Here is a 25171-nt window from a genome sequence, read left to right on the forward strand (position 1 = left end):
CCCGACGGAATCATCAGGTTTGGTCAGTGGCGCAGGTCGCGCGCCCTGGCAGACCCTGTAAAATCGACGGCTGAGGGCCCGAAGCGGCAAAGGCGACGCGATGAAACCCCTGCATTTCTCGGCAATGATCGTCCTGGCCGCAACGACCGCCTTGCCTGCCCAGGCCACCTATGCGCCGCATGCCTCTACTCAGCTTCCGGCAAGCGCAAACGAGACACCGGAGTCCCGGGGCGTCTCGAGAGCCCTGATGGTGGCCTATCTGGTCGACTGGTCCCGCGAGACTCGGGACGCCGAAGGTCTGCTGACGGCTGCGCGAATGTTGGACGACGTGCCGATGCGGACCGGACCAGATGGGGACGCAGGTCTCACGCCCGTTCTGACGCCTCAGGGCCTGCGTCAGGAGGCAGCCGCCTTGGGCCAAAACCAGAACGATGTGGAGGACATTGTGGTGACCGGGTCGCGCATTCGGCGTCAGCCCCCAAGCAGCGCAGAGGCCGCAGCGCCACCGCCGGCACCAGGACCGCTTCCTGCGGCTCCACCTCCACCGCCGCCCGCTGTGGTACCACCCCCCGCTCCAGCTGTGCCGATGCCCGCCGCACCCCCCGCGCCCATGCTGGGTGTCAGGGCTTCACCTTTCGGGGTGGGGCCGATCTCGACCGTCAAGCGACTGAACTCGCGCGAACGCTGGAGCTTCAATATCGATGCGCGTGGGGCCCAGCTGCTCAGGGTCGCAGCCATTGGCGACGGGGACACCAACATCGATCTGGTGGTGCGGAATGATCGGGGCCAGGTTCTCTGCGCCGACGGTCTGGACGACCACTACCCCAGCTGCACCCTGTCGCCGGCGACAGCGGCCCGCCTGAGGATCGACATCGTCAACCGGGGCGACGTCTGGACCAAGGTTCAGATCCTCAGCAACTAGGCCCCGGCCTTCTTCGCAAAGGCAAGCGCGCCGTCGGCCAGCATCGGCACCTGGGCGGCCATCGTTCGAGCATGGGCCGAGGCAGCCGTGCCGTCCCTCACCCGCCCCGCGATCCCTTGGCAGATGGCGGCCAGACGGAACAGGTTGTAGGCGAACAGCCAGTCCAGATTAGCGGGGATCTTGCCGCCCGTCTGCCGGGCGTACCGTTCTGCTGTTTCGGCCACCGACGGGATACCCAAGGCTTCGATGTCGATCCCGGCCAGGCCGTTCTTCTGGGTCGCCGGAATGACCCAGGCGATCAGCAGGTAGGAAAAGTCCGCCATCGGATCACCCAAGGTGGACAACTCCCAATCCAGCACGGCCCGCACCCGAGGCGCGTCCGGAGCCATGATCAGATTGTCGAGGCGGAAGTCGCCGTGCACGATCCGCGTCGGCCCCTGCGGCGGCAGGGTGGCAGGCAGAAATTCGATCAGTCGCTCCATCGCCGCGTTCGGTTCGATCTCGGACGCGCGATACTGTTTGGTCCAGCGCCCGACCTGCCGCTCGAAATAGTTGCCGGGCCGGCCGTAGTCGCCCAGTCCGATGGCGGCGGGATCGAACGCATGCAGGGCGGCCAGGGCATCGACCTGGGCGTCATAAATGCTGCGCCGATCAGCGGGGGACATGCCGGGCAGTTTGAGGTCCCACAGCACCCGACCCTCGACCTTGTCCATGACATAGAACATTGAGCCGATCACGCTATCGTCCGGACACAGAGTATACGGGCGTGCGACGGGGTAGCCCTGCGCGTGCAAGGCCGAGATGACCGTGAACTCACGGTCGACAGCATGGGCCGAGGGCAGCAGCGTGCCCGGCGGCTTGCGGCGCAACACATAGGTGTGACCCGGCGTGGTGAGTTCGTAGGTGGGATTGGACTGGCCGCCCTTAAACTGGCGGACCGTCAGCGGACCTGCATAGCCTTCAACATTCTGCGTCAGCCAGCGTTCGAGCGCCGGTTCGTCGAGCCGGTAGCGCGGGTCGACCTCGCGCGTGCCGGAAAAGGCCGCCTGGGCGTCGACGTTGATGTTGTCATCTTGGGTGGTGGCAGCGTCGGTCTGGGTCATGCGTCATCCGGGTTTGCGGCGATGATGGCCGCGCGCACCGCTCCGCGCCAGCCCTTCAGCAATGCTTCGCGCGTGGACGCACCCATGCGCGGCGTCCAGACCGCGGGAGCCTCGACCGGGTGGTCGTCCAGATCGTCGATCAGTCCCCCGCCGAGCGCCGCCAGCTTGGCCGCACCCAGCGACGTCATCTCTTGAAACGCCGGGCGCTCGACCGTGATGTCGCAGATGTCGGCCACGAACTGCATGGCAAAAGCATTGGCGGTCACACCACCGTCAACCTTCAGTACCTTCAGCCTGGGCGCACCGTCACGGGCCAGGGCGTCCAGCAGATCGCGCGTCTGATAGGCCAGGCTTTCCAGCGCCGCCCGTACCATATGGGCTGGACCAGTATCCCGCGTCAGGCCGACGATGGTGCCGCGCGCCTCAGGTTCCCACCAAGGCGCGCCCAGTCCGGTGAAGCCTGGTACCAGATAGACGCCGCCATTGTCGGGCAGGCTCTGCGCCATGGCCTCGGACTGGCGCGACTCGGAGATGACTTTCAGCCCGTCGCGCAGCCACTGGATCGCCGACCCTGCCGAGAAGATCGACCCCTCCAGCGCATAGGCGATCTGGCCATTGGCGTCGTAACCCAGCGTGCCCAGCAGCCGGCTGGTCGAGGCGACCGGCTCCGATCCCACATTGGCGACCAGAAAGGCTCCGGTCCCATAGGTGATCTTGGCGTCGCCGGGGTTCAGCGCGCCGTGCGCCACCAGCGCAGCCTGCTGATCGCCCGCCGCGCCATGGATAGGCAAGGCAGATCCGAACAGTGACGGCTCGGAGTCCCCCAGATGATCGGCACAGCCGCGTATTTGGGGCAGGGCTGAAAGGGGAACATCAAACAATGCGGCCAGATCGGGTCGCCAATGGCGGGATTTCAGGTCCATCAGCGAGGTACGGCTGGCATTCGTCGCGTCGGTGACGTGACTGGTGCCCACCGTCAGCTTCCAGATCAACCAGCTTTCGATCGTGCCCAGCTTCACCTGGCCCAAAGCCGCCCCGTCGCGCGCGCCCGGCACAGCGTCAAGGAGCCAGGCGAATTTGGAGGCTGAAAAATAAGGATCGAGAATCAGACCCGTCGCGGCCTGAACCTCCGGCTCATGCCCCGCCGCAACCAGATGTGCGGTCACATCGGTCGTCCGCCGATCCTGCCAGACGATGGCGCGATGCAGAGGCTCGGAAGTTTGCGCGTCCCACAGCACCGCCGTCTCGCGCTGGTTTGTGATGCCGATGGCCGCAAACCGTCCGACACCGCCCGCCTTGCGGATTACCTCACGACAGGTCTGCAGCGTGGCCGACCAGATCTCGGCCGCGTCATGCTCGACCCATCCGGACTTCGGAAAATGCTGCTGCAGTTCGATCTGGCTGACCGCCACCGGTTGGAGTCCGCCTTCCGGGGCCGATTCGAAGGCGATGGCGCGCGACGAAGTCGTGCCCTGGTCGATGGCGAGGATCAGGCTTTTCATCACGGCAGTCTTAATGCGCTATCGCTCTTTGGGCTACTTGAGCGCGGGGTTACGCAAAGCCCGCCCGCCGAGTTAAGAGGGGCCATGCACACCGCCTCCTTCGAGGGCGTCCGCGACGCCGCCCGCCAGATCGCCGGCCACGCGGTCCGCACCCCGTTAATCGAAAGTCCGGCCCTGAACGAACGGCTGGGCGGACGCGTATTGATGAAGGCCGAGAACCTGCAGGTGGCGGGGGCCTTCAAGTTCCGCGGGGCGTGGAACCGGATCAGCCGCCTGAGCGCCGACGAACTGGCCCGCGGCGTCGTCGCCTATTCTTCGGGTAATCATGCCCAGGCGGTGGCCGCCGCCGCACGCCGCATGGGTACTCACGCCATCATCGTCATGCCCGCCGACAGCCCGAAGGTGAAGGTCGAAGGTGTCATCGCCTTCGGCGGCGAGGTGCGGATGTACGATCGCTATTCCGAGAGCCGCGAGGCCATCGGCGAAGAGATCGCGGCCACCAGGGACAGCGTCCTGGTGCGCCCCTTCGACGACCCCTTCATCATCGAAGGACAGGGCACGACGGGACTGGAAATCGTCGAACAGGCCCGCGAGCAGGGTGTCGAGCGGATCGATCAACTGCTGTGTGGTGCGTCGGGCGGCGGGCTGATCGCCGGGATCAACCTGTCGATGGCGGCTCTCTCGCCAGCGACGCCCGTGATCGGCGTCGAGCCCGAAGCCTATAACGATACCCTGCTGTCACTCTCAACCGGCGAGCGGATGACGCACGCGCCAGTGGCGCATCCTTCGATCTGCGATGCCCTGATGACCGACCGGCCCGGCGAGCTGACCTTTCCGATCAACCGGCGCCTGGACCGCGTTGTCACCGTATCGGATGCGGAAGTCGCGGAGGCTGTCGCCTATTCTTTCCGGGCCCTGAAACAGGTGGTCGAGCCAGGCGGGGCCGTATCGCTGGCCGCCCTGCTGTCAGGCAAAGTCGAGGCGGCGGGCAAGACGACGGTCCTCGTACTATCCGGCGGCAATGTCGATCCGGGTCTGTTCTCGGACATTATCGAGGGCCGATTCGTCGCCCATTGATCGCGCCGGGCAACCCGGTCAGTCTGGTCCCGAAACCCAGACGAGGACCGCCATGCCCAAGCCCAGCGAACTGCAATCCCTGATCGGCACCGAGGTCGGGGTCTCCAGCTGGATCGAGATCGACCAGGCCCGCATCGACACCTTCGCCGAGGTCACCAACGATCACCAGTTCATCCATGTGAATCCCGAACTGGCCAAGCAGACCCCATTCGGCACCACCATCGCCCACGGCTTCCTGACGCTCAGCCTGGCGTCCGGCATGTCCTATGAAGCCGTCGCCCCGCTGGAGGGCGTGGTCATGGGCGTCAACTACGGCTTCGACAAGCTGCGCTTCCTTGCGCCGGTGCCGGTCAATTCGAGAGTGCGCGGCCGGTTCAAGCTGCTGTCCGCCGAGGACAAGGGCGGTGGCCGCTGGCTGATCAAGCACGAACTCACCGTCGAGATCGAGGGCGGGGACAAGCCCGCCCTGATCGCCGAGTGGCTGGGCATGCAGATGGTCGGCGGTTGAGCCTCAGCCCGCGACCACGACCAGCTTGCGGTTCACGAACTCCTTGATCCCCAGGTCGCCCAGCTCGCGACCATAGCCGGAGCGTTTGACGCCGCCGAACGGCAGCTCAGGCATGGAGGTGGTCGGAGTGTTGATGAAGACCATGCCGGCCTCGATCCGCGAGGCCAGCTTGCGGGCGCGGTCAGCGTCGCCCGAAAAGATCGAGCCGCCCAGACCGTAGGGAGAATCGTTGGCGAGGGCGACGACGGCATCGTCGTCATCGACGACATAGAGCTGGGCTACGGGTCCAAAGAACTCCTGATGGAAGGCAGGGTTGTCAGAGGTGATCCCGGTCAGGATGGTGGGTTCATAGAAGAAGCCCTTGCGATCCGCGCGCTTGCCGCCAAGCAGCAGCTCAGCTCCATGTTCGACAGCGGCATCGACCTGTGTCGTCAGGCCCTCCAGTGCGTCTTCGGACGACAGCGGGCCGAGAGTTGTTGAAGCGTCCTGCGGGTCACCCATGACGGCGGATTTCAAACCGTCCGTGAAGGCGGCGATGAAGGCGTCGGCGACCGCCTTTTGGACGATGAAACGCTTGGCACCCGTACAGACCTGGCCGGCGTTGGCCAGGCGCGCTTCGGCTCCAGCCTTGGCGGCGGCGGCCACATCGGCATCATCCAGCACGACGAATACATCGCTGCCGCCCAGTTCCAGGGTGGACTTCTTCAGCATCTCAGACGCGCGCGCCGCGACCTTGGAGCCTGCGCCCTCCGACCCGGTCAGGGCGACCCCTTGGATGCGGTCGTCACCGATCAGGTCGGACACCTGCTCCGAGGAGATGAAGAGCGTCGCCACCATTCCTTCGGGCGCACCGGCATCCTTGACCAACCCCTCGAACATCTCCGCACAGCCCGGCACGATGCCTGCGTGCTTGAACAGCACCGGATTGCCGACCGCGATGGCCGGGGCGATCACGCGGATCAGCTGATAGATCGGGAAATTCCACGGTTCGACGGCCAGCAGCACGCCGACAGGATGATGCTGCACCCAGGCCTCGCCCAACTGGCTGTCATAGGGCTGGGGCTTCAGAAGCTCGGGGGCCTTCTCGGCATAGTATTGCGCGATGCCGGCGCACAGCTCGATCTCCTGGCTGCCCTGGGTGACCGGCTTGCCCATCTCTTCGGCCATCTTGGCCGCGAAGTCGTCGCTGCGCTCCGTCAGCAGCTCGGCCATACGCGACAGGACTTTCAGACGCGGCGCGATATCGCCTTGGCACCAGTCGGATTTGAAGACGTCATCCGCCTTGGCCAGAGCGGCCTCGACCTGATCATCCGTATGCGGATCGTATGCCTTGACGACGGTTTCGGTGAAGGGGTTCAATGTGCGGTAGGCCATGATGTGTCCGATCGGCGAGGTGACGGGTCACAGCCAAACGCTGTCCGCTCCCACCCGTTGCCGCGACCTGACGCCACGCGCCCCCGGACGATCAGTCGAAGGTTTCCGCATAGAGGCCGGTCAGACTCTTCGGACGCCACGCCTGGGTCGCTGCCGCACCCGCCAGACCGGCGGCAGCGCCGACGAGCCCAAACATCACGATCAGCATCAGCGTGCGTGTCGCGGACTGCGTCGTCTGGAACAGAGCAGCGGCATTGGGCCCAGAGAAGAGCGCGAACAGCACACCCTCCAGCATGGTCACGACTGCACCAATCGCCGCCGCTTGGGCCAACCAGCCCTGTTGTCCCTTCCACACCCGCGAGGTGACGGCACCGGCCAAGCCTGCGATCAGCGACGGTAGAATCGTCAGGACCACACCGACCAGAACCATGCCCGCCAAGGCGAAACGGACGGTTTTCTCCGGCCAGATCAAGCGATCGATGACGACGACCAAAGGGAAGGTCAGCCCTCCCGCGATCGGTCCGACGACCAAAAACGTCGCCGCCAACCCAAGCCTGCGGCCGATCTGGCGGCTCGGCCGCGACATGGCCTTAGACCTCGCCGAGGCACCGCAGGGCGACTTCCAGGTTCCGCAGGCCGTCTTCGCCGGTCACCGCCGGCGTCTCGCCGGTACGGATGGCGTGGGCGAAGGCTTCAAGTTCCTTCTTCAGCGGCTCGCTGGGCCAGCTCATGACGCCGCGGGTCGAATAGCTGCCGTCGGGCTGCTGGCCGAAATACTCGGTGACCTGGCGGGTCATCAGGTCGGCGACGACGAACTTGTTCTGGGTGGCGACCTGCAGAGTGCGGGTCTTGTAGGGTGTGACCCAGTTAGTCGTGATGTGGGCGATCACACCATTCTCCAGCCGGAACTGCAGCAGGGCCGTGTCCTCGCGATCCGCCTTGGTCCGGGCCAGCTGCGGCTGGATCTCGACGATCTCACTGTCGGTCAGATGGCGGATGATGTCGATGTCGTGGACGGCTAGATCGATGACCACCCCGACCTCGCCCATGCGTGGCGGGAACGGACCGACGCGGGTGATCTGGATGGAGATGACCTTTTCGTCGGCGATGGCACGCTTGACGGCATCGACCGCCGGGTTGAACCGCTCGACCTGACCGACCATCAGGACGCGGTTATTGGCCTTGGCCGCATCGATCAGCCGCTGGGCATCGGCCACGGTCGCGGCGATCGGCTTTTCGACCAGCACATGCACCCCGCGCTCCAGCAGGGCCACACCCAGATCGGCATGGGTTCGGTTGGGGGTCGAGACCACCGCCGCCTCCAGCCCGGCCTCGACAAAGGCCTCGACCGAGGTCACCGGCGTCGCGCCATACAGCTCGGCCACGCCCTGAGCCGTCACCGCATCGGCGTCGAAGATGTGGGTCAGATCGAAGTCGCGGATGTCGCCCAGCACGCGGGCATGGTTGCGGCCCATGACGCCGACGCCGGCGACGCCAACCTTCAGGGGGGTCTGGTTCTGGTTCATGCGATCAACCCTTGAAGGACGCGACGGCGTCGATGATGCGGCCTTGCGTCGGCGCGTCGAGGTCCGAGTGCATGGGCAGGCTAACGACCCGCTCCTTCAGCCGCTCGGTCACCGGCAGACTACCCTCGCCCGCCGAGAAGCGCGCATAGGCCGGCTGCAGATGCATGGGTACGGGATAGTAGACAGCGGTGGGTACGCCCTGATCCTTCAGATGCGCGGCCAGGCCATCGCGGTTCTCATGCTCGACCGTGTACTGGGCCCAGATGGAGACGCCGCCATCGATGACCTGCGGCACGCTGGCGACGTGCGGAGCCAAGCCGATATTGTAACGGTCGGCGGCGGCGTTGCGCCATTCGATCTCCTGGCTGAAGACCTTCAGCTTCTCGATCAGGACGGCGGCCTGGATGGTGTCGAGGCGGCTGTTCATGCCGATGCGCATGGCCAGGTATTTGGGGTCGTGGGCGAACTCGGCGGCACCCGCCTGCATGTCCTTGGCCACGACCTTGCCGTGGACACGCAGGGAATCCATCTCCTGGGCCAGGTCCTCGTCGTCTGTCAGCACCGCCCCACCGTCGCCGTAGCAGCCCAGCGGCTTGGCCGGAAAGAAGCTGGTGGTCGTCACATCTGCCCATTTGATTGGATGATCGCCGTGCAGGGTGCAGCCGAACCCCTGGGCCGAGTCCGAGATCAGTTTCAGCCCGTACTTGTCGCAGATCGCGCGGATGGCGGGATAGTCGGCGGGCTGACCGAACAGATCGACGGCGACGACGACGCGGGGCTTCAGCCGCCCCTCCTTCAGCGTCGCCTCGATCATGGACTCAAGATGGGCCGGGTCCATGTTGAAGGTCTTCGCATCCACATCGACGAAGACCGGCGTCGCCCCCAGCCAGGGCACGACCTCGGCCGTCGCGGTGAAGGTGAAGCTGGGACAGAAGACGGCGTCGCCCGTGCGGATGCCCCAGGCGATCAGCGGCAGGATCAGGGCGTCAGTCCCGTTTGCGCAGCCCAGGGCGTGTTTCGCCTGTCCGAACGCGGCCAGATCGGCCTCGAACTGACGAACCTGTGGCCCCATGACCCAGGCCCCGCCGACGACCGCCTCCTGAATGGCGGCCTCGATCTTTCCGCCGAGGCGAAGGCGCTGTGCCTGAAGGTCGATGAAGGGGATGGTCATGCGGAATGGCTCCGAAGGCGCGACATAGTGGGTCGGGCAGGTGACGCCGCCAGCTTGCGGCGCGTCGGGAGGCTGGTCACTAGCAAAAAGCGTCCGCTCGCGCCAAATCGCGCAGGGTCACATCCGGTGACGGCTTGCAACGAAGCGGGCGCGACCGCTTGCCAGTCCGACCCGGCTTCGCCTAATCCCGGCACATGACCCCAGGCCGCCCCGCCGCCTTTCTCGATCGTGACGGCGTGCTGATCGAGGACGTCGGCTATCCTCACCGCGCCGATCACTTGCGCCTGATGCCCGGTGCCGCAGCGGCCGTCCGCATGCTGAACGCGGCGGGCTTCGTCTGCGTCATCGTGACCAATCAGTCGGGCGTAGCGCGCGGTATGTTCGGCCTGGAGCAGATGCAGGCCTTCAATGGCCTGCTGGTCCAGACCCTGGCCGACGACGATGCTCGCATCGATGCCGTCTATGCCTGCCCCTATCATTCCGAAGGTTCAGTCGCGTCCTTCATCCATCCCGATCATCCCGACCGAAAGCCCAATCCCGGGATGATCCTGAGGGCCGTGGTCGAGCATGGGCTGGACCCCGATCGTTCGCTGATGATCGGCGACCAGCCGTCGGATATGGAGGCGGCCCGGCGTGCCGGCGTATCGGGCTTTCACTTCGACGGTGGCGATCTGCACCGGTTCGTCGCCGACCTGCTGGGCGACTGAGCACATCCCCATGCAGCCGATCGGACGCATGGGATTTCTCCCGACCATGAATTACTGTGCCGGAAGCACACGGAGCCTGCCATGCCTGCCAACTTCGTCGAACGCCGCTGGAAAAGCGCCGACGGCCTGAATCTGTCGGCCCGGGACTATGCCGCCGTGGCCGGTCAGGCGAAGCTGCCGGTCATCGCCATCCATGGACTGACGCGCAATGCGGCCGACTTCGAGGTCATCGCGCCTCAGATTGCCTTGGCCGGGCGTCGTGTCCTGGCTGTCGATGTACGGGGCCGCGGCCAATCCGACCGCGCCACAGATCCCATGACCTATCAGCCCGCGACCTATGCCCAGGACGTGCTGGCCCTGATGTCGGCGCTGGGCATCGAACGGGCGGTCTTTATCGGCACCTCCATGGGCGGGCTAATCACCATGGCCATCGCGGCGATCCGCTCAAAGGTCGTGGCCGGGGCGATTCTGAATGACATCGGGCCCGAAGTCTCACCCGTGGGACTGGCCCGTATCGCCAGCTATGCCGGGCAGCCGACTATCATCAACGACTGGGCCGACGCCGCCGCTCATGCCAGACGTTTGAACGAGATCGCCTTCCCGCACTACACCGACGCGGACTGGGACGCCTTCGCCCGCCGAACTTTCCGCATCGGCACCGAAGGGGCACCGGTGCCAGACTACGATCCCGACATCGCCGTGCCGATCCGTGCCGCCGGAGCCAAGGCCCTGGTTCCCAATCTGTGGCCCATGTTCGGGCGGCTGACACGCGGGCGCCAGGTTCTGCTGGTTCGCGGCGAAACCTCAGACCTGCTCAGCCCCGAGATCGCGGCCAAGATGCGCAAGCGCGCGCCCAAGATGGACTATGTCGAAGTCCCTGGAGTGGGACATGCGCCCATGCTGGATGAGCCGGCGGTCAAGGAGGCCCTGTTCCCCTTCCTGAGCGAGCTGCCCTGACCTAGTCCGGGACGTTGGCGTCCAGTTCGTCGAGCCAGACCCGTGCTGTGGCATCGGACGGGGCCCGCCAGTCGCCGCGCGGCGATAGCGAGCCGCCCGTGACCACCTTGGGTCCGTTCGGGACGGTCGAGCGCTTGAACTGACTGGTCTGGAAGAAGCGGACCAGGAACTTGCGCAGCCAAGCCTTGATGGTGGCCAGATCGTATTCGACCTTTTCGTTGTCCGGAGAGTTCGCGGGCCAAAGTCCCGTCGCGGCATCCTTCCACGCCTGATGCGCCAAATACGCCACCTTGGACGGCTTCAGGCCGAAGCGGGTGATGTAGAAAAGGAAGAAATCGTTCAGCGCATACGGCCCGACCGTCGCCTCGGTCGACTGAATCTGGCCGTCCCTGGCCGGCACAAGCTCGGGCGAAATCTCGGTGTCCAGAATGGCCTGCAGGACTTCGCCCGCTGCGCCCTCGTGCTCGCGTGCCGCGACCCAGCGGATCAGGTGCCGGATCAGGGTCTTCGCCACGCCGCCATTGACGTTGTAGTGGCTCATATGGTCGCCGACGCCATAGGTGGCCCAGCCCAGAGCCAGCTCGGACAGGTCGCCGGTCCCCAGCACCAGACCGCCGTTCTGGTTGGCCAGACGGAACAGATAATCGGTACGCAGACCGGCCTGAACATTTTCGAAGGTGATGTCGTGAACCGGCTGGCCCTCGGCATAGGGGTGGCCGATGTCCTTCAGCATCCGCTCGGCGGCGGGCCGAATGTCGATCTCTGCACCGGTGATACCCAGCGCTTTCATCAGCGCCCAGGCGTTGGACTTGGTGCCCTCCGAGGTCGCGAACCCCGGCATGGTGAAGCCCAGAATGCCCGTGCGCGGCAGGCCCATGCGGTCGAAGGCGCGGCAGGCGACCAGCAGGGCCTGGGTCGAATCCAGACCGCCCGACACCCCGATGACTAGGCTCTGCGACCCGGTCGCCTTCAACCGGCGCATGAGGCCCTGGACCTGGATGTTGAAGGCCTCGAAACAGTCCTGATCCAGACGCGCCGGATCGTCCGGCACAAAGGGGAAGCGGTCCAGCGGCCGCATCAGATCGGTCGCCCCCTCGCGCTCGCCCGCTTCGAACGGCACGATGGTGGCGGGTTCACCCTCAAGTCGCGCGCAGTCGGCGAAGGTGCCGTTGCGCAGGCGGTCCAGACCGATCCGCTCCACATCTACGTCGGCGATGGTCAGATGGCTCTCCAGCGCGAACCGCTCTCCCTCGGCCAGTTTCGCGCCCAGTTCATGGATCGTCGCCTGACCATCCCAGGCCAGATCGGTGGTGCTTTCGCCCCAGCCGGAGGCGGTGAAGACATAGCCACACTGGGCCCGCATCGACTGGCTGGCACACAGCACGGCGCGTTCGTCCGCCTTGCCGATCACGATGTTGGAAGCCGACAGGTTCAGCAGGATGCGTGCCCCCGCCAGTGCCGCCCGCGTCGAGGGCGGCTGCGGGGCCCAGAAGTCCTCGCAGATTTCGGCGGCGAAGACGAAGCCGGGGCGATCGACTGCCTCGAAGATCAGGCCGGGCGCGAAATCGACCGTCTCACCGTTCAGCAGGACCGTATCCTCGGCACGGCTGGCGGCGGGCGCGAACCAGCGTTTCTCATAGTATTCCCGATAGTTGGGCAGATAGGTCTTGGGAACCACGCCCAGCACCGAGCCCGATCCCAGCACGACGGCACAGTTGAACAGGGCGTCGCCACTGCGGACCGGGGCTCCGATCACGGCGACCAGACCGGCCGCATCCGCAGCCTCGGCCAGGACGGCGATCTGACGTTCGACCTCGGCCAGAAGAGCGTCCTGCATCAGCAGGTCGTCGATGGCATAGCCGCTGAGGCTCAGTTCGGGAAAGACGATCAGGTCCACGCCCTGCTCGCCCGCCCGCCGGATCAGCGCGGCGTGCTCCCCGGCATTGGACACGGGATCGGCGGTGTGCACCACCGGCGTGGCGGCGGCGACGCGGACGAAGCCGTGTGTGCGTGCGGAATGGAAGGGGTGAGTTTGGGGCAAGGGCGGCATCCTGATCGCCGACACTGTAACGGTCCGGCCTGACAGCGTCATCCTCGGACTTGCGGGTCGATGCCGTGTGCGGATTGAGCTGATGACGCGCCCGTCCCGCCCCGCTAAACCCGACGGATGAACGATACGCCGAAAAAGGGCTGGCTCTCGCGGTTGAGCGAGGGGTTGAGCCGCTCCTCCAGACAGATGACCGACCAGGTCGTCGCCACCTTCGTGAAGGAGCCCCTGTCCGAGACCGCTCTGGAACAGCTGGAAGAGCATCTGCTGGAGAGCGACCTGGGCCCCGCCGCGACCGACCGGATCGTCGAGCGGTTCCGCGAGTTGCGCTTCGGCAAGGGGGCCGACGAGCGCGAGGTCAAGGAGGCCCTGGCCGAGGCCGTGGCCGCCGAACTGATCAACCATCAGGCCCGCTACGAACCGCTGAACGGAGCCAGGCCTTTCGTGACCCTGTTTGTCGGGGTCAACGGCTCGGGCAAGACGACGACCCTGGGCAAGATCGCCTCGGACCTGACCGGCCAAGGGGCCAAGGTCATGATCGTGGCCTGCGACACCTTCCGGGCCGCGGCGCGCGAGCAGCTGAAGGTCTGGGCCGATCGGGCGGGCGCGACTTTCGAGAGCCGTCGCGACGGAGCCGATCCCGCCGGGCTGGCCTTCGACGCCTACAGCCGAGCCAAGGCCGAGGGCTACGACGTGGTCCTGATCGACACCGCCGGGCGTTTGCAGAACAAGTCCGCCCTGATGGACGAACTGCTGAAGATCGTGCGGGTCATCAAGAAGATCGACCCTGAGGCCCCGCACGAGACGCTGCTGGTGCTGGACGCCACAGTCGGACGCAATGCGCTGGAGCAGGAGAAGATCTTCGGGCGGACGGCCTATGTCTCCGGCGTGGTCATGACCAAGCTGGACGGTACGGCGCGGGGCGGGGTTCTGGTGCCCGTGGCCCAGGCGTCGGATGCGCCGATCAAGCTGATCGGCGTCGGCGAGGGCGTCGACGACCTGCAACCCTTTGACGCCCGGGCCTTTTCAAGGTCGCTGGTGGGACTGGAAGATTGACCCGCATGACCGAGACCGACAACGCGCCCGAACTGGATCCGACTCCGCCCCAGGGCGAGAAGACCTCCGGCCTGCGTCAGGCAGTGGATTTCGGCGGCCTGCTGGCCTTCGGCCTGGCCTTTCTGGTGCTGCGCCTGCGCGGGATGAGCGGAGACGAAGCGCTGGTCAATGCGACCTGGGCCCTGGTCGCGGGTTCGGCCGTAGCGGTGGTCGTCGGTCTGGTGGTCGAGAAACGGCTGGCACTGATGCCGCTGCTGGTCGGCGGGTTCGCGCTGGTATTCGGCCTGCTGACCCTGCTGACCGGCGATGGCTTGTGGGTCAAGATCAAGATCACGGCCCTGAACGGCGGCCTGGCTGTGGCGCTGCTGGGGGGCTATCTGCTGCACAAGCAGCCTTTGAAGGCGCTGCTGGGCACCGTCATTCCGATCAACGACCGGGCCTGGCGGACGCTGACCCTGCGATACGGCCTGTACTTCCTGGCCGTAGCCATCGTGAACGAGGCGGTGCGCAGCGAGGCGCTGGTAGCGATGGTCACGCCGCGTATCGGCCTGGGTCATCTGGACCCGGCGGATGTCTGGGTCAGTTTCCGGGGCGTGCTGTGGATCGTGTCCTCCGTATTCGGCCTGTCGCAGTTGCCGCTGATCATGGGCAATCTGACATCGGCGGATAAGCCGGTCGACCCGATGGCTCCCGCAGGCCCGGACACGGCACCCTGAGAATCTTCGTCCGTCGTCAAACCGTAAAATGCGACTGCTAAGCCTTCCGGCAACCGCAGGGGATACGGTTTCATGGTCAAGTCCGGCAACAAGTCCAAACGCGGTGGCCTCTCGGCGTCGCCCAGCCATCTGATGCATCGTGCGCTGCAACTGGCGCTGGACATCTATGCCGAAGAGGCCGGGGCCGACGGCCTGACCCAGCGACAGTTCGCGGTGCTGGAGGCGGTGTCGCACAAGTCAGGCCTGACCCAGACCGATCTGGTGCGGGCCACGGGCATCGATCGCTCGACCCTGGCCGATCTCGTGTCGCGCATGACGGTCAAGGGCCTGCTGGACCGCGAGAAGTCCAGCATCGACGCCCGCGCCAAGGCCGTGCGCCTGTCGCCCAAGGGGCAGGAGGCCCTAGACGCCGCCCGCCCGCGGGTCGAGGCCGCCGACAAACGCATCCTGGCCCTGCTGCCCAAGGGCAAGCGAGACGGCTTCCTGGATCTGCTGAGCGAACTGGCCGGAGAGGCGGACGCCGCCCCCGACAAGGCCAAGGCCGAGGCGCGCGCCGCCAAGAAGGCCGCCCGCGAGGAGAAGAAGGCCGAGAAGCTGGCCCGCAAGGGCGAGAAGCCGGCCAAGGCCGACAAGCCCGCCAAGACCAAAAAGGCCAAGACCGCCGTCGCGGCCTGATCTGCCAGCGTGCCGCTCCATCCGTGGACGGAGCGGCGGCCCGGTTAGTCCATCAGCTGTTGGGCCAGATAGACGTAGTGGCGGGCCCAGCGGCGGGCGTTGGCGACGGGATCGGCGTCGTTGGAGTGGCCCCCTGCGGTATCTTCGAAATACAGGTGGTCATAGCCCATGTCGCCCAGACGCGCGGCCAGCTTGCGGGCATGGCCGGGGTGGACGCGGTCGTCGCGCGTGTTGGTGGTGATGTAGACGCGCGGATAGTTCGCCCCCTCGCGCAGGTTCTGATAGCCGGAATAGGCGGCGATCCAGGCGGCTTCTTCCGGGATGCGCGGGTCGCCGTATTCGCCGATCCAGGACGCGCCGGCGGGCAGTTCGTGATAGCGCAGCATGTCGACCAGCGGGCTTTCGATCACCGCCGCATTGATCAGCTCCGGATGCTGGGTCAGGGTCACCGAGGTCAGGACCCCGCCGTTGGATCGGCCATAGATGCCCAGGCGGCGCGCTGTGGTGATGCCCCGCGTTTCCAGATCGCGGGCGACGGCGGCGAAGTCGTCAAAGGCACGCTGGCGGTTCTCGTTCAGGGCCGCCTGGTGCCAGGCCGGGCCGAACTCGCCGCCGCCCCGGATATTGGCCTGAACGAAGACCCCGCCGTTCTCGAGCCACAGCTTGCCCATTTCGGGCTTGTAGGCGGGCGGGAAGCTGGCCTGGAAGCCGCCGTAACCGAACAGGATGGTCGGGGCCGGACCGGACTGGTCGCGCGGGCGGGTGACGAAATAAGGAATCTTGGTGCCGTCGGCGGAGGTGGCCTCGAACTGTTCGGTGACGTGGGTCGAGGCGTCGAACTTGGCGGGAGCTGATTTCAGAGGGATGATCGTGTTGGGCGACGGTCCGACCATAGGCTCACGCGCCGTGGCCAGATAATCGACTTCGAGTAGGCCCAGAGTCTGAGGCGTAAGGAAATTCTGCGACGATACAAACAATTCGTCTCGGCTCTTGGAGGCATCTCCCAATGACACGGCGCTGTTGTCGGGTACCTCCACCTGACGCTCGCTCCAACCCCATTCGCCCAGATTGGCAAAGGTCGACAGCCGCCCTCGAACGTTGTCGTTGATGACCACCACCACACGATCGGAAAAGACAGTTACGGCACTGATCGACTGGCGAGGGCCGGGCGTGAAAATCTCGCTTGCTTGGTTATCGAAATTTACTCTGCTGCCTTCGCGGAGCGTCGACAGCGAATAGGCCTGAAGGCTGCCGGCCTGTGCATCAGCACCTGCGAAGGACCAAGCCTCATCCGGCGAGAAAATCAGCAGGTCTCCCATTGTGCCGTAAACACTAACGCGATTAGGGACACGCAGCCTTACTGCCCGGCCATCGACCCATTGCCAGGTCTCGGAGCGGAACGTGTCGAGCGGGCGGCTAAACAGGACCGCTTCGACGGCACCATCCTTGTTGCGATAGACGGCGGGGCTGACGCCGTAGCCCCCGTCCGACTGTTCGCCGCGGTAGACTTCGGTCGCTTGGGCCAGGGTCTGGCCGCGCGTCAGCGACTTCACGATGTAAGGATAACCTGACTCGGTCAGGGTGCCGTCACCGAAATCGGTGGCGACCAGAAGCGTGTCCCGGTCAAGCCAGCTGATGCGGTGCTTGCCCTCGGGCAGGATGAAGCCGCCGTCGACGAAGGCCTTGGTGGTGGTGTCGAACTCCCGCACCACGACGGCGTCCTTGCCGCCGTCGGACAGGCTGATCAGGCAGCGGGTCTCGTCCGGGGCCAGACAGTTGGAGCCCTTCCACACCCAGTCCTTGCCCTCGGCGCGGGACAGGGCATCGAGATCGATCAGGGTTTCCCACGGCGTGTCGGCCGAGCGGTAGCCGTCCAGGGTCGTGCGCCGCCAGATGCCCTTGGGATTGGTCGCGTCCTGCCAGTAGTTGCCGATGCCGTCGCCGAGGAAGGACGGGGCCGGAATGCGGTCGGTGGCGGTCAGGATCGCCTCTGCCTGCTGGCGGAAAGGCTCATAGCGGGGATCGCCGGTCAGGGTGGCGAGCGCCCGTTCGTTCGACGCGCGGACGAAGGCCATGGCCTCGGCCCCATCCACCTGTTCCAGCGCCAGATGCTCGTCAGCCGCGCGGACCCCGGCGGGGGAGAGGTCGGCGGGCATGTGGCGGGGCGGCGTTTGCGCGTGGGCAACGCTGGCGATCACGGCGAAGGCCACGCCGGTCATGAGGTGTCTGATCATGGCACTCTACTCCGCTAATCTATTCCACCCCCATCGGGGGAGGGGAACCATCCGAAGGATGGTGGAGGGGGCTCAGACCGGAAGGCCGGTGGACGGGTTGGCCCCTCCACCGCTTCGCGGTCCCCCTCCCCGCACACGGGGAGGAGACGGGTCTCAATCCTCGGCCGGCGTGTCCATCAGGCGGCGGGACAGATAGGTGTATTCCAGCGCCAGACGCCGGGCCGTCTCGCGCAGGTTGGCTGCCGCGCCGTGGCCGCCGTCGACGTTTTCATAGAACAGGACCGGATAGCCCAGTTCCTCCAGACGGGCCGCGGCCTTTCGGGCGTGGCCGGGGTGAACGCGGTCATCCTTGGTCGAGGTGTGGATAAAGACTTCCGGATAGGGCTGACCGGCGGCGAGGCGCTGATACGGCGAATACTGTTCGATCCAGGCGCGTTCGGCCGGGATGTCCGGGTTGCCGTATTCCGCGATCCAGCTGGCCCCGGCCAGCAGCTTGTGGAAGCGCAGCATGTCGAAAAGGGGCACCTGTATGACGGCGGCGTTGATCAGGTCCGGGCGCTGGGTCAGCATCGCCCCCATGAAGAGCCCGCCCTGCGAGCCGCCCATGATGCCCAGGTGCGGCTGTGAGGTGATGTTACGGCTGATCAGGTCCTGGGCGACGGCCTGGAAATCCTCATGCGCGCGCTGGCGGTTTTCCTGCAGGGCCGCCTGGTGCCAGCGGGGGCCGAACTCGCCGCCGCCGCGCGTATTGGCGATGACATAGACCCCGCCCCGCTCCAGCCACAGCTTGCCCACCGTGGCTGAATAGCCGGGCAGAAGCGACGACTGGAAGCCGCCGTAGCCGTACAGGACCGTAGGGTTGGAGCCATCCATGGCCATGTCGCCCTTGTGGACGACGAAATAGGGAATCATCGTCCCGTCGGCTGAGCGAGCCTCGAACTGGTCCACCGTCATGCCGGTAGCGTCGAACTTGGCCGGCAGGGACTTGCTGACCACCGCCTGGCCGGTCGACGCATCGGCCAGATAGAGGCTGGAGGGGTTCAGATAGCCGGTCACGCTGACGAAGATCTTGTCGTCGCGTTCCGAGGCCGAGCCGACACCGACCGAGACGTTCTGGGGCAGGTCCATGCGGGTGCGCGACCACTCGCCCGTGGCGCTGGGCTCATAGACATAGACCCCGCCGCGCACGTTTTCGTACAGGGCCACGACCAGGCGGTTGCGGGTGGCGGTGATGCCCTCGATGGCCTCGCGCTCGGTCGGGCGGATGATCAGTTGCGCCGGGGTAGCCGGATCGGCCAGCCAGCGCTGCAGGTCCCAGGCGAAGACGTCGCCGGTCTTGAACTCCTGACCCGAGGGGGCGGTCCAGTCCTGATCGGTGGTGACCACCAGCTGGCCCTGGACCAGGGCGTTGATGCTGGACTTGGCGGGCAGTTCCAGCTTCGTCGTCGTGCCGTTGGCGTTCAGGCGGTGGGTCTCGCCCTCATAGAAGCTGACGCCGCGATTGATCAGGGTCGCCTGGATAACGCCACCCGCATCGCGCAGGGCGTAGCCCGAGACGGAGACGTCCGTCGGCTGGCCGGTGAAGACGGTCGTGGCCTGATCCATCGTCTGGCCGCGCTTCAGCACCTTGACGATCATCGGATAGCCCGAGGTGGTCAGGGAGCCGGGCCCGAAGTCACGGCTGACCAGAAGGGTGTCGGCATCGATCCAGGAGGCCCCGCCCTTGGATTCCGGCAGGTTGAAGCCGCCGTCCACGAAGGTGCGGGTCGCCCGATCGAACTCGCGCACCACCACCGCATCCTTGCCGCCGTCGGACAGGCTGATCAGGCAGCGGGTCTCTTCGGGCGGCAGGCAGGTCGCGCCCTTGTAGACCCAGTTCTTGCCCTCGGCCGTGGCCAGGGCGTCGATGTCGAGGACGGTCTCCCACTGCGGCTCGGCGGTCTGGTAGCTGTCCAGCGTCGTGGTGCGCCAGATGCCGCGCACATGGGTGGCGTCCTGCCAGAAGTTGTCGATCGTGCCGTCGTGGTTGAAGCCCGGGGCCGGGATGCGGTCGCGCGACTGGACGATCTCCAGCGCCTGATCGTGCAGGGTCTGATAGCGGGGGTCGTCCTGCAGCGTGCCCAGCGAGCGCTCGTTCTGGGCGCGGACCCATTCCATGGCGCGCTCGCCCTCGACCTCTTCCAGCCACAGATAGGGGTCGGTCGCGTCGGAGGTGGCGAAGCCGCCGCTCGCGGTCGCGCTCGGTGCGGCGGGTGCGGGAGTAGTCTGGGCCATGGCGGCGCTCGAAATAGCAGTGGAAGCGAGAAGGGCGGCGAGCGCGGCGGTGCGGATCATGTGGCAGGTCCCTGATCGATATGTCGGCACGATAAGTCGGCGGGGCACCTTAACGACGGTCCCCAGCGCGGCAAGGCGCAGGCAGCCGAGGTTACGGTTTTGTCATGAAGCCGTTCAGGAGTGACCTTCGTCAGGGATGCACAGCAGGTTGCCGCAGGCCTTGCAGTGGACGGCGTCGGGGTCGTGCACCTGAAGTCCGCAGCGGTCGCAGGGGAAGCGCACCTTGTGCGGGCGCAAGAGGGTCTGGCCAAGCCGCACGAACAGGGTCACCCCGGTCAGCATGATGACAATGGAGACAATCCGCCCCCAGTTGCCGGGCAGGAGGATGTCGCCATAGCCGGTCGTCGTCAGGCTGGTGACCGTGAAATACAGGGCGTCGATATAGCCGCTGATGCCTTCATAGGTGCCGACGAAGCTGGTGTAGACGAAGCCCGTGGCCACGAAGATGAAGGTGACCAGGGCGGTCAGGGCCTTGACCTGATCCTCGATGCGGGTGTCGTCGTAACGCCGTCCGATGGTCCTCCAGAAGAAGTCGGAATTGACCAGGGTCCACAGCCTGAGCACCCGCAGGAAGCCCAGGTTGAACAGCCAGGCGGGAAACAGCAGGGTCGCCAGGATGAACAGATCCATCCAGACGATCGGCTTCTTCAGCCAGTCCTTGATGTCCGAATAGCACAGGGCCCGAGCCGCCAGATCCAGCGCCAGGATGGCGGCGATGACATAGTCGATGACGTAGAAGACCAGCCCGCCTTCCTTCAGCAGCGGGGCAGCGATGAAGAAGCCGACGATGATCAGATCGATGATCAGGACGCCGAGCCGGAACCGCACCGCGGTCTGTGACGAGCCGTGATAGAGGGCGCGCAGACGGGCCCGCAGGCGCCATCCCTCCGATTTCTGTACGGGCGTGTCCGGGGCGGCGTCGGTCGTCATGGCCCGCAACCTAGGCACGGTCGCTGACGAACGCCATGATTTCTCCTATATGGCACTGATGGCCACCCTCCCCTTCGTGAAGATGAACGGCGCCGGCAACGACTTCGTCGTCGTCAATGCGCTGGAGACGCCGTTCGCCCCGACGGAGGCGCAGGTGCGCGCCATCGCTGACAGGGAGACCGGCGAAGGCTGCGACCAGCTGATCGCGCTGGAGCCCAGCGAGACGGCCGATGTCTTCATGCGGGTGTGGAACGCCGACGGCGGACAGGTCGAGACCTGCGGCAATGCCCTGCGCTGCGTCGGCTGGCTGATGATGCAGTCAACGGGTCAGGACAGGGTGACCATCGATACCCTCGGCGGGCCAACGACGGCTTGGCGGGCCGAGGGCGAAAACCAGATCCGCGTCGACATGGGGCCGCCGCGGCTGGACTGGACCCAGGTGCCGCTGGCCGAGGCGATGGACACCCGCAACATCGAGCTTCAGATCGGGCCGATCGACGATCCGGTGCTGCATACGCCGGGCGCGGTATCGATGGGCAATCCGCATGTGGTCTTTTTCATGGACCATGCACCGAACGACGGCTTCGTGCGCGGATCGGGCTCGCTGATCGAGCATCACCCGCTGTTCCCGGAAGGGGTCAATGTCGGCTTCGCCCATGTGATCGCGCCGGACCGCATCCGCCTGAGGGTCTGGGAGCGGGGGGCGGGCCTGACCAGGGCCTGCGGCACGGGGGCCTGTGCGGCCCTGGTGGCGACGGCGCGACGGCGGCTGACCGGACGGCACGCGGCGGTCGAGGTCGATGGCGGCCTGCTGCAGATCGACTGGGACGAGGCCTCGGACCACGTCTTCATGACGGGGCCGGTCGAGGTCGAGCGAACCGGCACCCTGACCCTGTGAGCGTCAGCCCCAGGGGCCTGGGCGGGCCTGTGGGCGAACCTGGGAGGTCGTCGGCACGCTGGTCGTGGCCGGTCGAACCGGTGACCACTCCGCTGGCGTGGCCCTGGCCACCGGGCGCGGACGCTGACCGGCCTTCGCCGCCAGTTCCATCAGCGCCCTGATGCGGTTGCCGGTCGCGGGGTGGGTCGAGAACAGATTGTCAGCTCCGCGTCCCGCCAGCGGATTGATGATGAACAGCTGTCCTGAGGCGGGATTGCGCTCGGCGGTCGGGTTGACGATGCCGCGAGCATGGTTCTCGATCTTCTGCAGCGCATCGGCCAGGGCGTAAGGGTCGCCCGCGATCTCGGCCCCGACGCGGTCGGCCTCGTATTCGCGCGAGCGGCTGATGGCCATCTGCACAAGACCCGCAGCCATGGGGGCCAGGATCATCAGGGCCAGGGTGCCGATGATGCCGCCAGGGCGTTCGCGGTCGTCCCCGCCGCCGAAGAAGAGGGCGAAATTGGCCAGGGCCGCGATGGCCCCCGCCAGGGTCGCCGTCACCGTCATGGTCAGGGTGTCGCGGTTTTTTACATGGGCCAGTTCGTGCGCCATCACGCCCCGGATCTCGTCGCGGGTCAGCCGGTCCAGAAGGCCGGTGGTGGCGCAGACGGCGGCGTTCGCCGGATTGCGCCCGGTGGCGAAGGCATTGGGCTGATCATTGGGAATGATGGCGATCATCGGCCGGGGCAGGCCCGCGTCACGCGCCATCTGGACCACATCGGCGACATAGGTGCGAACCACCGCATTGGGATGCTGCTCGTCGACCGGCTGGGCGCGATACATCTTCAGAACGATCTTGTCGGCGTTCCAGTAGCTGATCAGGTTCATGCCGCCAGCCAACAGCAAGGCAATCAGCATGCCGGTCGCGCCACCGATCATGTAGCCGATCGCGCCGAACAGGGCGGTCAGGACGGCCAGCAGGATGAAGGTCTTCAAATGGTTCATAAGGTTACGTCATGGGCACTGCGAATGCAGTCCTGTAAGGTGCGGCCATGAACGCCCCGTCTCAAGAGCCTGCGCTGTGACCGATCACCCCACCCCGGCCGCGCCGAACGACGTCGCAAACGACGACCAGCCGGCCCCCGCCTTCAATGCCGACGTGCCCCATGCGACGCCGGAGCGGCCCTTGAGCGAGGTCGCGCGACGCGCCCTGCTGGAAGCGGCGGATCGTCGCGCGGCAGAGGCCGGTGGCGATCTGGCTCCCGAACATGGGGGGCCGACCGGGCCTGAACCGACCCGCTATGGTGACTGGGAGAAGAAGGGCCTGGCCATCGATTTCTGAGGCCCTTTTGACCCGTCTCTGAACGGAAAAGGTTAAATTCAACGCCTCTGGGGGAAACCATAACGCGACCTTCCCCCGCTCGGTGCAAGCGCGAGAATCGTCTGTCGGACGTGTCTAGGACAGGCTCCTGAGTTGGAGCCCGTGCGATGCGAAACCTTTCTGTGGCGGCCGGTGCCGCTGTCCTGATGCTGATGGCGGCGACGCCCGTCCTGGCCGGAGGCCCGCGCGGTGGCGGCGGCCATCCCGGTGGTGGAGGCGGCTGCAACAGCTGCGGCGGCGGTGGGCACCCCGGCGGAGGTGGTGGTCACTACGGTGGTGGACACCGTGGCGGCAACTTCAACTACAACGTCAACATCAATGCGAACGCCAATGCGAACGCGAACGCCAATGCCAATTCGAACAGCTTCAGCAGCGCGCGCGGCTATCTGAACGCCCGCAGCTATGATGTCCGCAGCGTGCGCGGCGGCACCAACTATGGCGGCACAAGCATCGGTGGTGGCGGCGGCTATTCCGAGGGCGGCTACGGCGGCTATTTCGGCGGGCCGGTCTATGCCGAGGAGCCCTATCGCGGTTCGACCTGCCGCACCGGCCCCTATGGCTACGTCCTGGGCGGCTTCGGCCGTCGGCCGCAGCCCGGTTCGACCACCTGCTCGGGCGGCTATGGCTATGAGCAGCGCGGCGGCCGCTATGGCTACAGCGAGAGCCGCTACGAAGAGCGCTATGAGGAGCGGTCTTCCGGCAGCAGCCACTATGTCGAGCGTCCGCGTTATCGCGACGAGTACCGCGACGACTACCGCACGGACTATCGCCACCACTATCAGCCCGCGCCGGTCTATATCGAACAGCCGCCGGTCTATGTGCAATCGCCGCCGGTCTATGTTCAGGGACCGCCCGTCCACGTCCAGGCTCCGCCGGTCTATGTCCAGCCCGCCCAGGTCTATGTGGAGCCGTCGCAGGTCTACGTCGAACCCTCGCAGGTCCATGTCGCGCCGTCGGACGTCTATGTGGCCGCACCCGAGGTGCACGTGCCCCAGCCGCAGGTCCATCTGGCCCCGCCCGAGGTCCATATGGAGGCCCCGCGCGTCCACATGGAGCGTGAGGTCCGCATCCAGCAGCCCGATGTCTACGTTCGCCAGTCGGACGTCGAGGTCCGGCAGCCCGACGTCTATATCGAGCGCCAGGAGTATGAGGTCCCGCTGACGCCGAACCAGTATTACGGCCTGCAGGGCGAGGTGGCTCCGCCGCCACCGCCTCCGCCCCCGCCGCCTCCGGTGCGCCACGACTATCGTCAGGAGCCGGGCGAGCGCGGCTAGGACGGCAGACGATCAGAGAGAGAGACCGGGGTGCAGCGCGCATCCCGGCCTTTTTCATGCGCGGATCAGCGCATCAGGCCGTCGATGGATTCCACGACGGCCGATGCCGCCAGCAGGGGATTGTCCGCCCCCACAATGGGCCGCGCCACGACCAGATGGGTCGCGCCCGCCGTCAGCGCCTCGGCCGGCGTGGCCACCCGCTGCTGGTCGCCCTTGTCGGCTCCGGCGGGACGCACGCCGGGGGTAACGATCAGGAAGTCCCGACGTCCGGCCTCGATGGCGATCTCTCGCACACGCGCCGCCTCCAGCGGACTGGATACCACGCCGTCGACGCCGCAATCCAGCGCCTGACGCACGCGCCGCTCGACCAGGGCGGTGGCGTCGAAGCCATAACCGATCTCGGTCAAATCGGCGTCCGACAGGCTGGTCATGACGGTGACGGCGAGGATTTTCGTCGATGAGCCTGCCGCGTCACGTCCCTTGACCGCACCGCGCATAACCTGCGGCTCGGCGTGAACGGTCAGCAGATCGCAGCCACCCTCGGCCACGGCGCGGGCCGCGCCTTCGACCTGGGCCCCGATGTCGTGCAGCTTCCAGTCCTGAAAGACCGTCTTGCCCTGGCCGCGCAGATCGTGGGCAAACGCCACGCCGCCCGGGCGGGCCAGCAGGGTCAGGCCGACCTTGTAGGCTGTGATGGTCCCACCCAGCGTCCGGACCATGTCCCGCGCCGCTTCGACGGAGGGCAGGTCCAGGCCGACGATCAGTCTGTCGTCTGTCAGAAGGCGAGAGGTCATCGACGG

Annotated in this window: 23 protein-coding genes; 11 read left to right on the forward strand and 12 right to left on the reverse strand. The window is 66.3% G+C overall.

Annotated elements, in window-relative coordinates:
* Positions 1–100: 100 nt before the first annotated feature.
* Positions 101–922: a hypothetical protein gene (locus ACE3TH_RS05180; protein WP_374598019.1), complete on the forward strand. Its 822-nt coding sequence runs from the start codon at positions 101–103 to the stop codon at positions 920–922.
* Here the strand turns inward: ACE3TH_RS05180 and ACE3TH_RS05185 are convergent.
* Both ACE3TH_RS05185 and glpK read right to left on the reverse strand, forming a co-directional pair.
* Positions 919–2025 carry a phosphotransferase family protein gene (locus ACE3TH_RS05185; protein ID WP_374598021.1) on the reverse strand — a complete coding sequence of 369 codons (1107 nt, stop codon included), beginning with the start codon at positions 2023–2025 and terminating at the stop codon, positions 919–921. The genes ACE3TH_RS05180 and ACE3TH_RS05185 overlap by 4 nt on opposite strands.
* Positions 2022–3527 (reverse strand): glycerol kinase GlpK, encoded by a 1506-nt coding sequence (gene glpK / locus ACE3TH_RS05190; RefSeq protein WP_374598023.1) that lies wholly within the window; start codon positions 3525–3527, stop codon positions 2022–2024. The genes ACE3TH_RS05185 and glpK overlap by 4 nt, the downstream gene beginning before the upstream one ends.
* Before the next feature lie 84 nt (positions 3528–3611).
* Here glpK and ACE3TH_RS05195 point away from each other — a divergent pair, with 84 nt between their 5' ends.
* Together ACE3TH_RS05195 and ACE3TH_RS05200 are read left to right on the forward strand one after the other, a co-directional pair.
* Entirely contained in the window at positions 3612–4604 is a 993-nt protein-coding gene (locus ACE3TH_RS05195; RefSeq protein WP_374598025.1) for a threonine/serine dehydratase, read from the forward strand.
* 52 nt (positions 4605–4656) lie between these two features.
* Positions 4657–5112, forward strand: coding sequence for a MaoC family dehydratase (locus ACE3TH_RS05200; protein WP_374598027.1), 456 nt, complete (start codon positions 4657–4659; stop codon positions 5110–5112).
* A gap of 3 nt (positions 5113–5115) precedes the next feature.
* Here ACE3TH_RS05200 and ACE3TH_RS05205 read toward each other — a convergent pair whose 3' ends face one another.
* From ACE3TH_RS05205 to ACE3TH_RS05220, 4 genes are all read right to left on the reverse strand, one after another.
* Positions 5116–6486: an NAD-dependent succinate-semialdehyde dehydrogenase gene (locus ACE3TH_RS05205; protein ID WP_374598029.1), complete on the reverse strand. Its 1371-nt coding sequence runs from the start codon at positions 6484–6486 to the stop codon at positions 5116–5118.
* Positions 6487–6577: 91 nt separating this feature from the next.
* The gene (locus tag ACE3TH_RS05210) at positions 6578–7072 is read right to left on the reverse strand and encodes a hypothetical protein (RefSeq protein WP_374598031.1); all 495 of its coding nucleotides are present in this window, start codon (positions 7070–7072) and stop codon (positions 6578–6580) included.
* Between the two features lie 4 nt (positions 7073–7076).
* Positions 7077–8012 (reverse strand): Gfo/Idh/MocA family protein, encoded by a 936-nt coding sequence (locus ACE3TH_RS05215; RefSeq protein WP_374598033.1) that lies wholly within the window; start codon positions 8010–8012, stop codon positions 7077–7079.
* 4 nt (positions 8013–8016) lie between these two features.
* Positions 8017–9183, reverse strand: coding sequence for a DegT/DnrJ/EryC1/StrS family aminotransferase (locus ACE3TH_RS05220; RefSeq protein ID WP_374598035.1), 1167 nt, complete (start codon positions 9181–9183; stop codon positions 8017–8019).
* A gap of 194 nt (positions 9184–9377) precedes the next feature.
* On the opposite strand from ACE3TH_RS05220, the gene ACE3TH_RS05225 reads away from it, so the two are divergent.
* Entirely contained in the window at positions 9378–9890 is a 513-nt protein-coding gene (locus ACE3TH_RS05225; RefSeq protein WP_374598037.1) for a D-glycero-alpha-D-manno-heptose-1,7-bisphosphate 7-phosphatase, read from the forward strand.
* A gap of 81 nt (positions 9891–9971) precedes the next feature.
* Positions 9972–10847, forward strand: a complete 876-nt coding sequence (locus tag ACE3TH_RS05230) for an alpha/beta fold hydrolase (protein ID WP_374598039.1) — start codon at positions 9972–9974, stop codon at positions 10845–10847.
* 1 nt (position 10848) lies between these two features.
* On the opposite strand, the gene ACE3TH_RS05235 is transcribed toward ACE3TH_RS05230, so the two are convergent.
* Complete coding sequence (locus ACE3TH_RS05235; RefSeq protein ID WP_374598041.1) at positions 10849–12888, reverse strand: NAD(+) synthase; 2040 nt, start codon at positions 12886–12888, stop codon at positions 10849–10851.
* 126 nt (positions 12889–13014) lie between these two features.
* Here ACE3TH_RS05235 and ftsY point away from each other — a divergent pair, with 126 nt between their 5' ends.
* From ftsY to ACE3TH_RS05250, 3 genes are all read left to right on the forward strand, one after another.
* The gene (gene ftsY, locus ACE3TH_RS05240) at positions 13015–13950 is read left to right on the forward strand and encodes a signal recognition particle-docking protein FtsY (RefSeq protein ID WP_374598043.1); all 936 of its coding nucleotides are present in this window, start codon (positions 13015–13017) and stop codon (positions 13948–13950) included.
* 5 nt (positions 13951–13955) lie between these two features.
* Positions 13956–14666, forward strand: a complete 711-nt coding sequence (locus ACE3TH_RS05245) for a septation protein IspZ (RefSeq protein ID WP_374598045.1) — start codon at positions 13956–13958, stop codon at positions 14664–14666.
* Positions 14667–14738: 72 nt separating this feature from the next.
* Positions 14739–15341 carry a MarR family winged helix-turn-helix transcriptional regulator gene (locus tag ACE3TH_RS05250; RefSeq protein WP_374598047.1) on the forward strand — a complete coding sequence of 201 codons (603 nt, stop codon included), beginning with the start codon at positions 14739–14741 and terminating at the stop codon, positions 15339–15341.
* A gap of 44 nt (positions 15342–15385) precedes the next feature.
* Here the strand turns inward: ACE3TH_RS05250 and ACE3TH_RS05255 are convergent, their stop codons facing one another.
* The 3 genes from ACE3TH_RS05255 to ACE3TH_RS05265 all read right to left on the reverse strand — a co-directional run bounded on the left by ACE3TH_RS05255 (position 15386) and on the right by ACE3TH_RS05265 (position 20839).
* Positions 15386–17575, reverse strand: coding sequence for a prolyl oligopeptidase family protein (locus tag ACE3TH_RS05255; RefSeq protein ID WP_374598049.1), 2190 nt, complete (start codon positions 17573–17575; stop codon positions 15386–15388).
* A gap of 153 nt (positions 17576–17728) precedes the next feature.
* On the reverse strand, positions 17729–19909 hold the full coding sequence (locus tag ACE3TH_RS05260; RefSeq protein WP_374598051.1) for a prolyl oligopeptidase family protein: 2181 nt from the start codon (positions 19907–19909) through the stop codon (positions 17729–17731).
* 114 nt (positions 19910–20023) lie between these two features.
* Entirely contained in the window at positions 20024–20839 is an 816-nt protein-coding gene (locus ACE3TH_RS05265) for a potassium channel family protein (RefSeq protein ID WP_374598053.1), read from the reverse strand.
* A gap of 49 nt (positions 20840–20888) precedes the next feature.
* Between ACE3TH_RS05265 and dapF the strand changes: the two genes are divergently transcribed.
* Complete coding sequence (dapF, locus tag ACE3TH_RS05270; RefSeq protein ID WP_374598541.1) at positions 20889–21737, forward strand: diaminopimelate epimerase; 849 nt, start codon at positions 20889–20891, stop codon at positions 21735–21737.
* 3 nt (positions 21738–21740) lie between these two features.
* Here dapF and htpX read toward each other — a convergent pair whose 3' ends face one another.
* The gene (htpX, locus tag ACE3TH_RS05275; RefSeq protein ID WP_374598055.1) at positions 21741–22721 is read right to left on the reverse strand and encodes a zinc metalloprotease HtpX; all 981 of its coding nucleotides are present in this window, start codon (positions 22719–22721) and stop codon (positions 21741–21743) included.
* Positions 22722–22797: 76 nt separating this feature from the next.
* On the opposite strand from htpX, the gene ACE3TH_RS05280 reads away from it, so the two are divergent.
* Positions 22798–23058 carry a DUF1674 domain-containing protein gene (locus ACE3TH_RS05280; RefSeq protein ID WP_374598057.1) on the forward strand — a complete coding sequence of 87 codons (261 nt, stop codon included), beginning with the start codon at positions 22798–22800 and terminating at the stop codon, positions 23056–23058.
* A 146-nt stretch (positions 23059–23204) separates the two neighbouring features.
* Positions 23205–24371 (forward strand): hypothetical protein, encoded by a 1167-nt coding sequence (locus ACE3TH_RS05285; protein ID WP_374598059.1) that lies wholly within the window; start codon positions 23205–23207, stop codon positions 24369–24371.
* A 65-nt stretch (positions 24372–24436) separates the two neighbouring features.
* Here ACE3TH_RS05285 and pyrF read toward each other — a convergent pair whose 3' ends face one another.
* The gene (gene pyrF, locus ACE3TH_RS05290) at positions 24437–25165 is read right to left on the reverse strand and encodes an orotidine-5'-phosphate decarboxylase (RefSeq protein ID WP_374598061.1); all 729 of its coding nucleotides are present in this window, start codon (positions 25163–25165) and stop codon (positions 24437–24439) included.
* Between the last annotated feature and the right edge of the window lie 6 nt (positions 25166–25171).

The organism is Brevundimonas sp., from assembly GCF_041919755.1.
Classification (GTDB): domain Bacteria; phylum Pseudomonadota; class Alphaproteobacteria; order Caulobacterales; family Caulobacteraceae; genus Brevundimonas.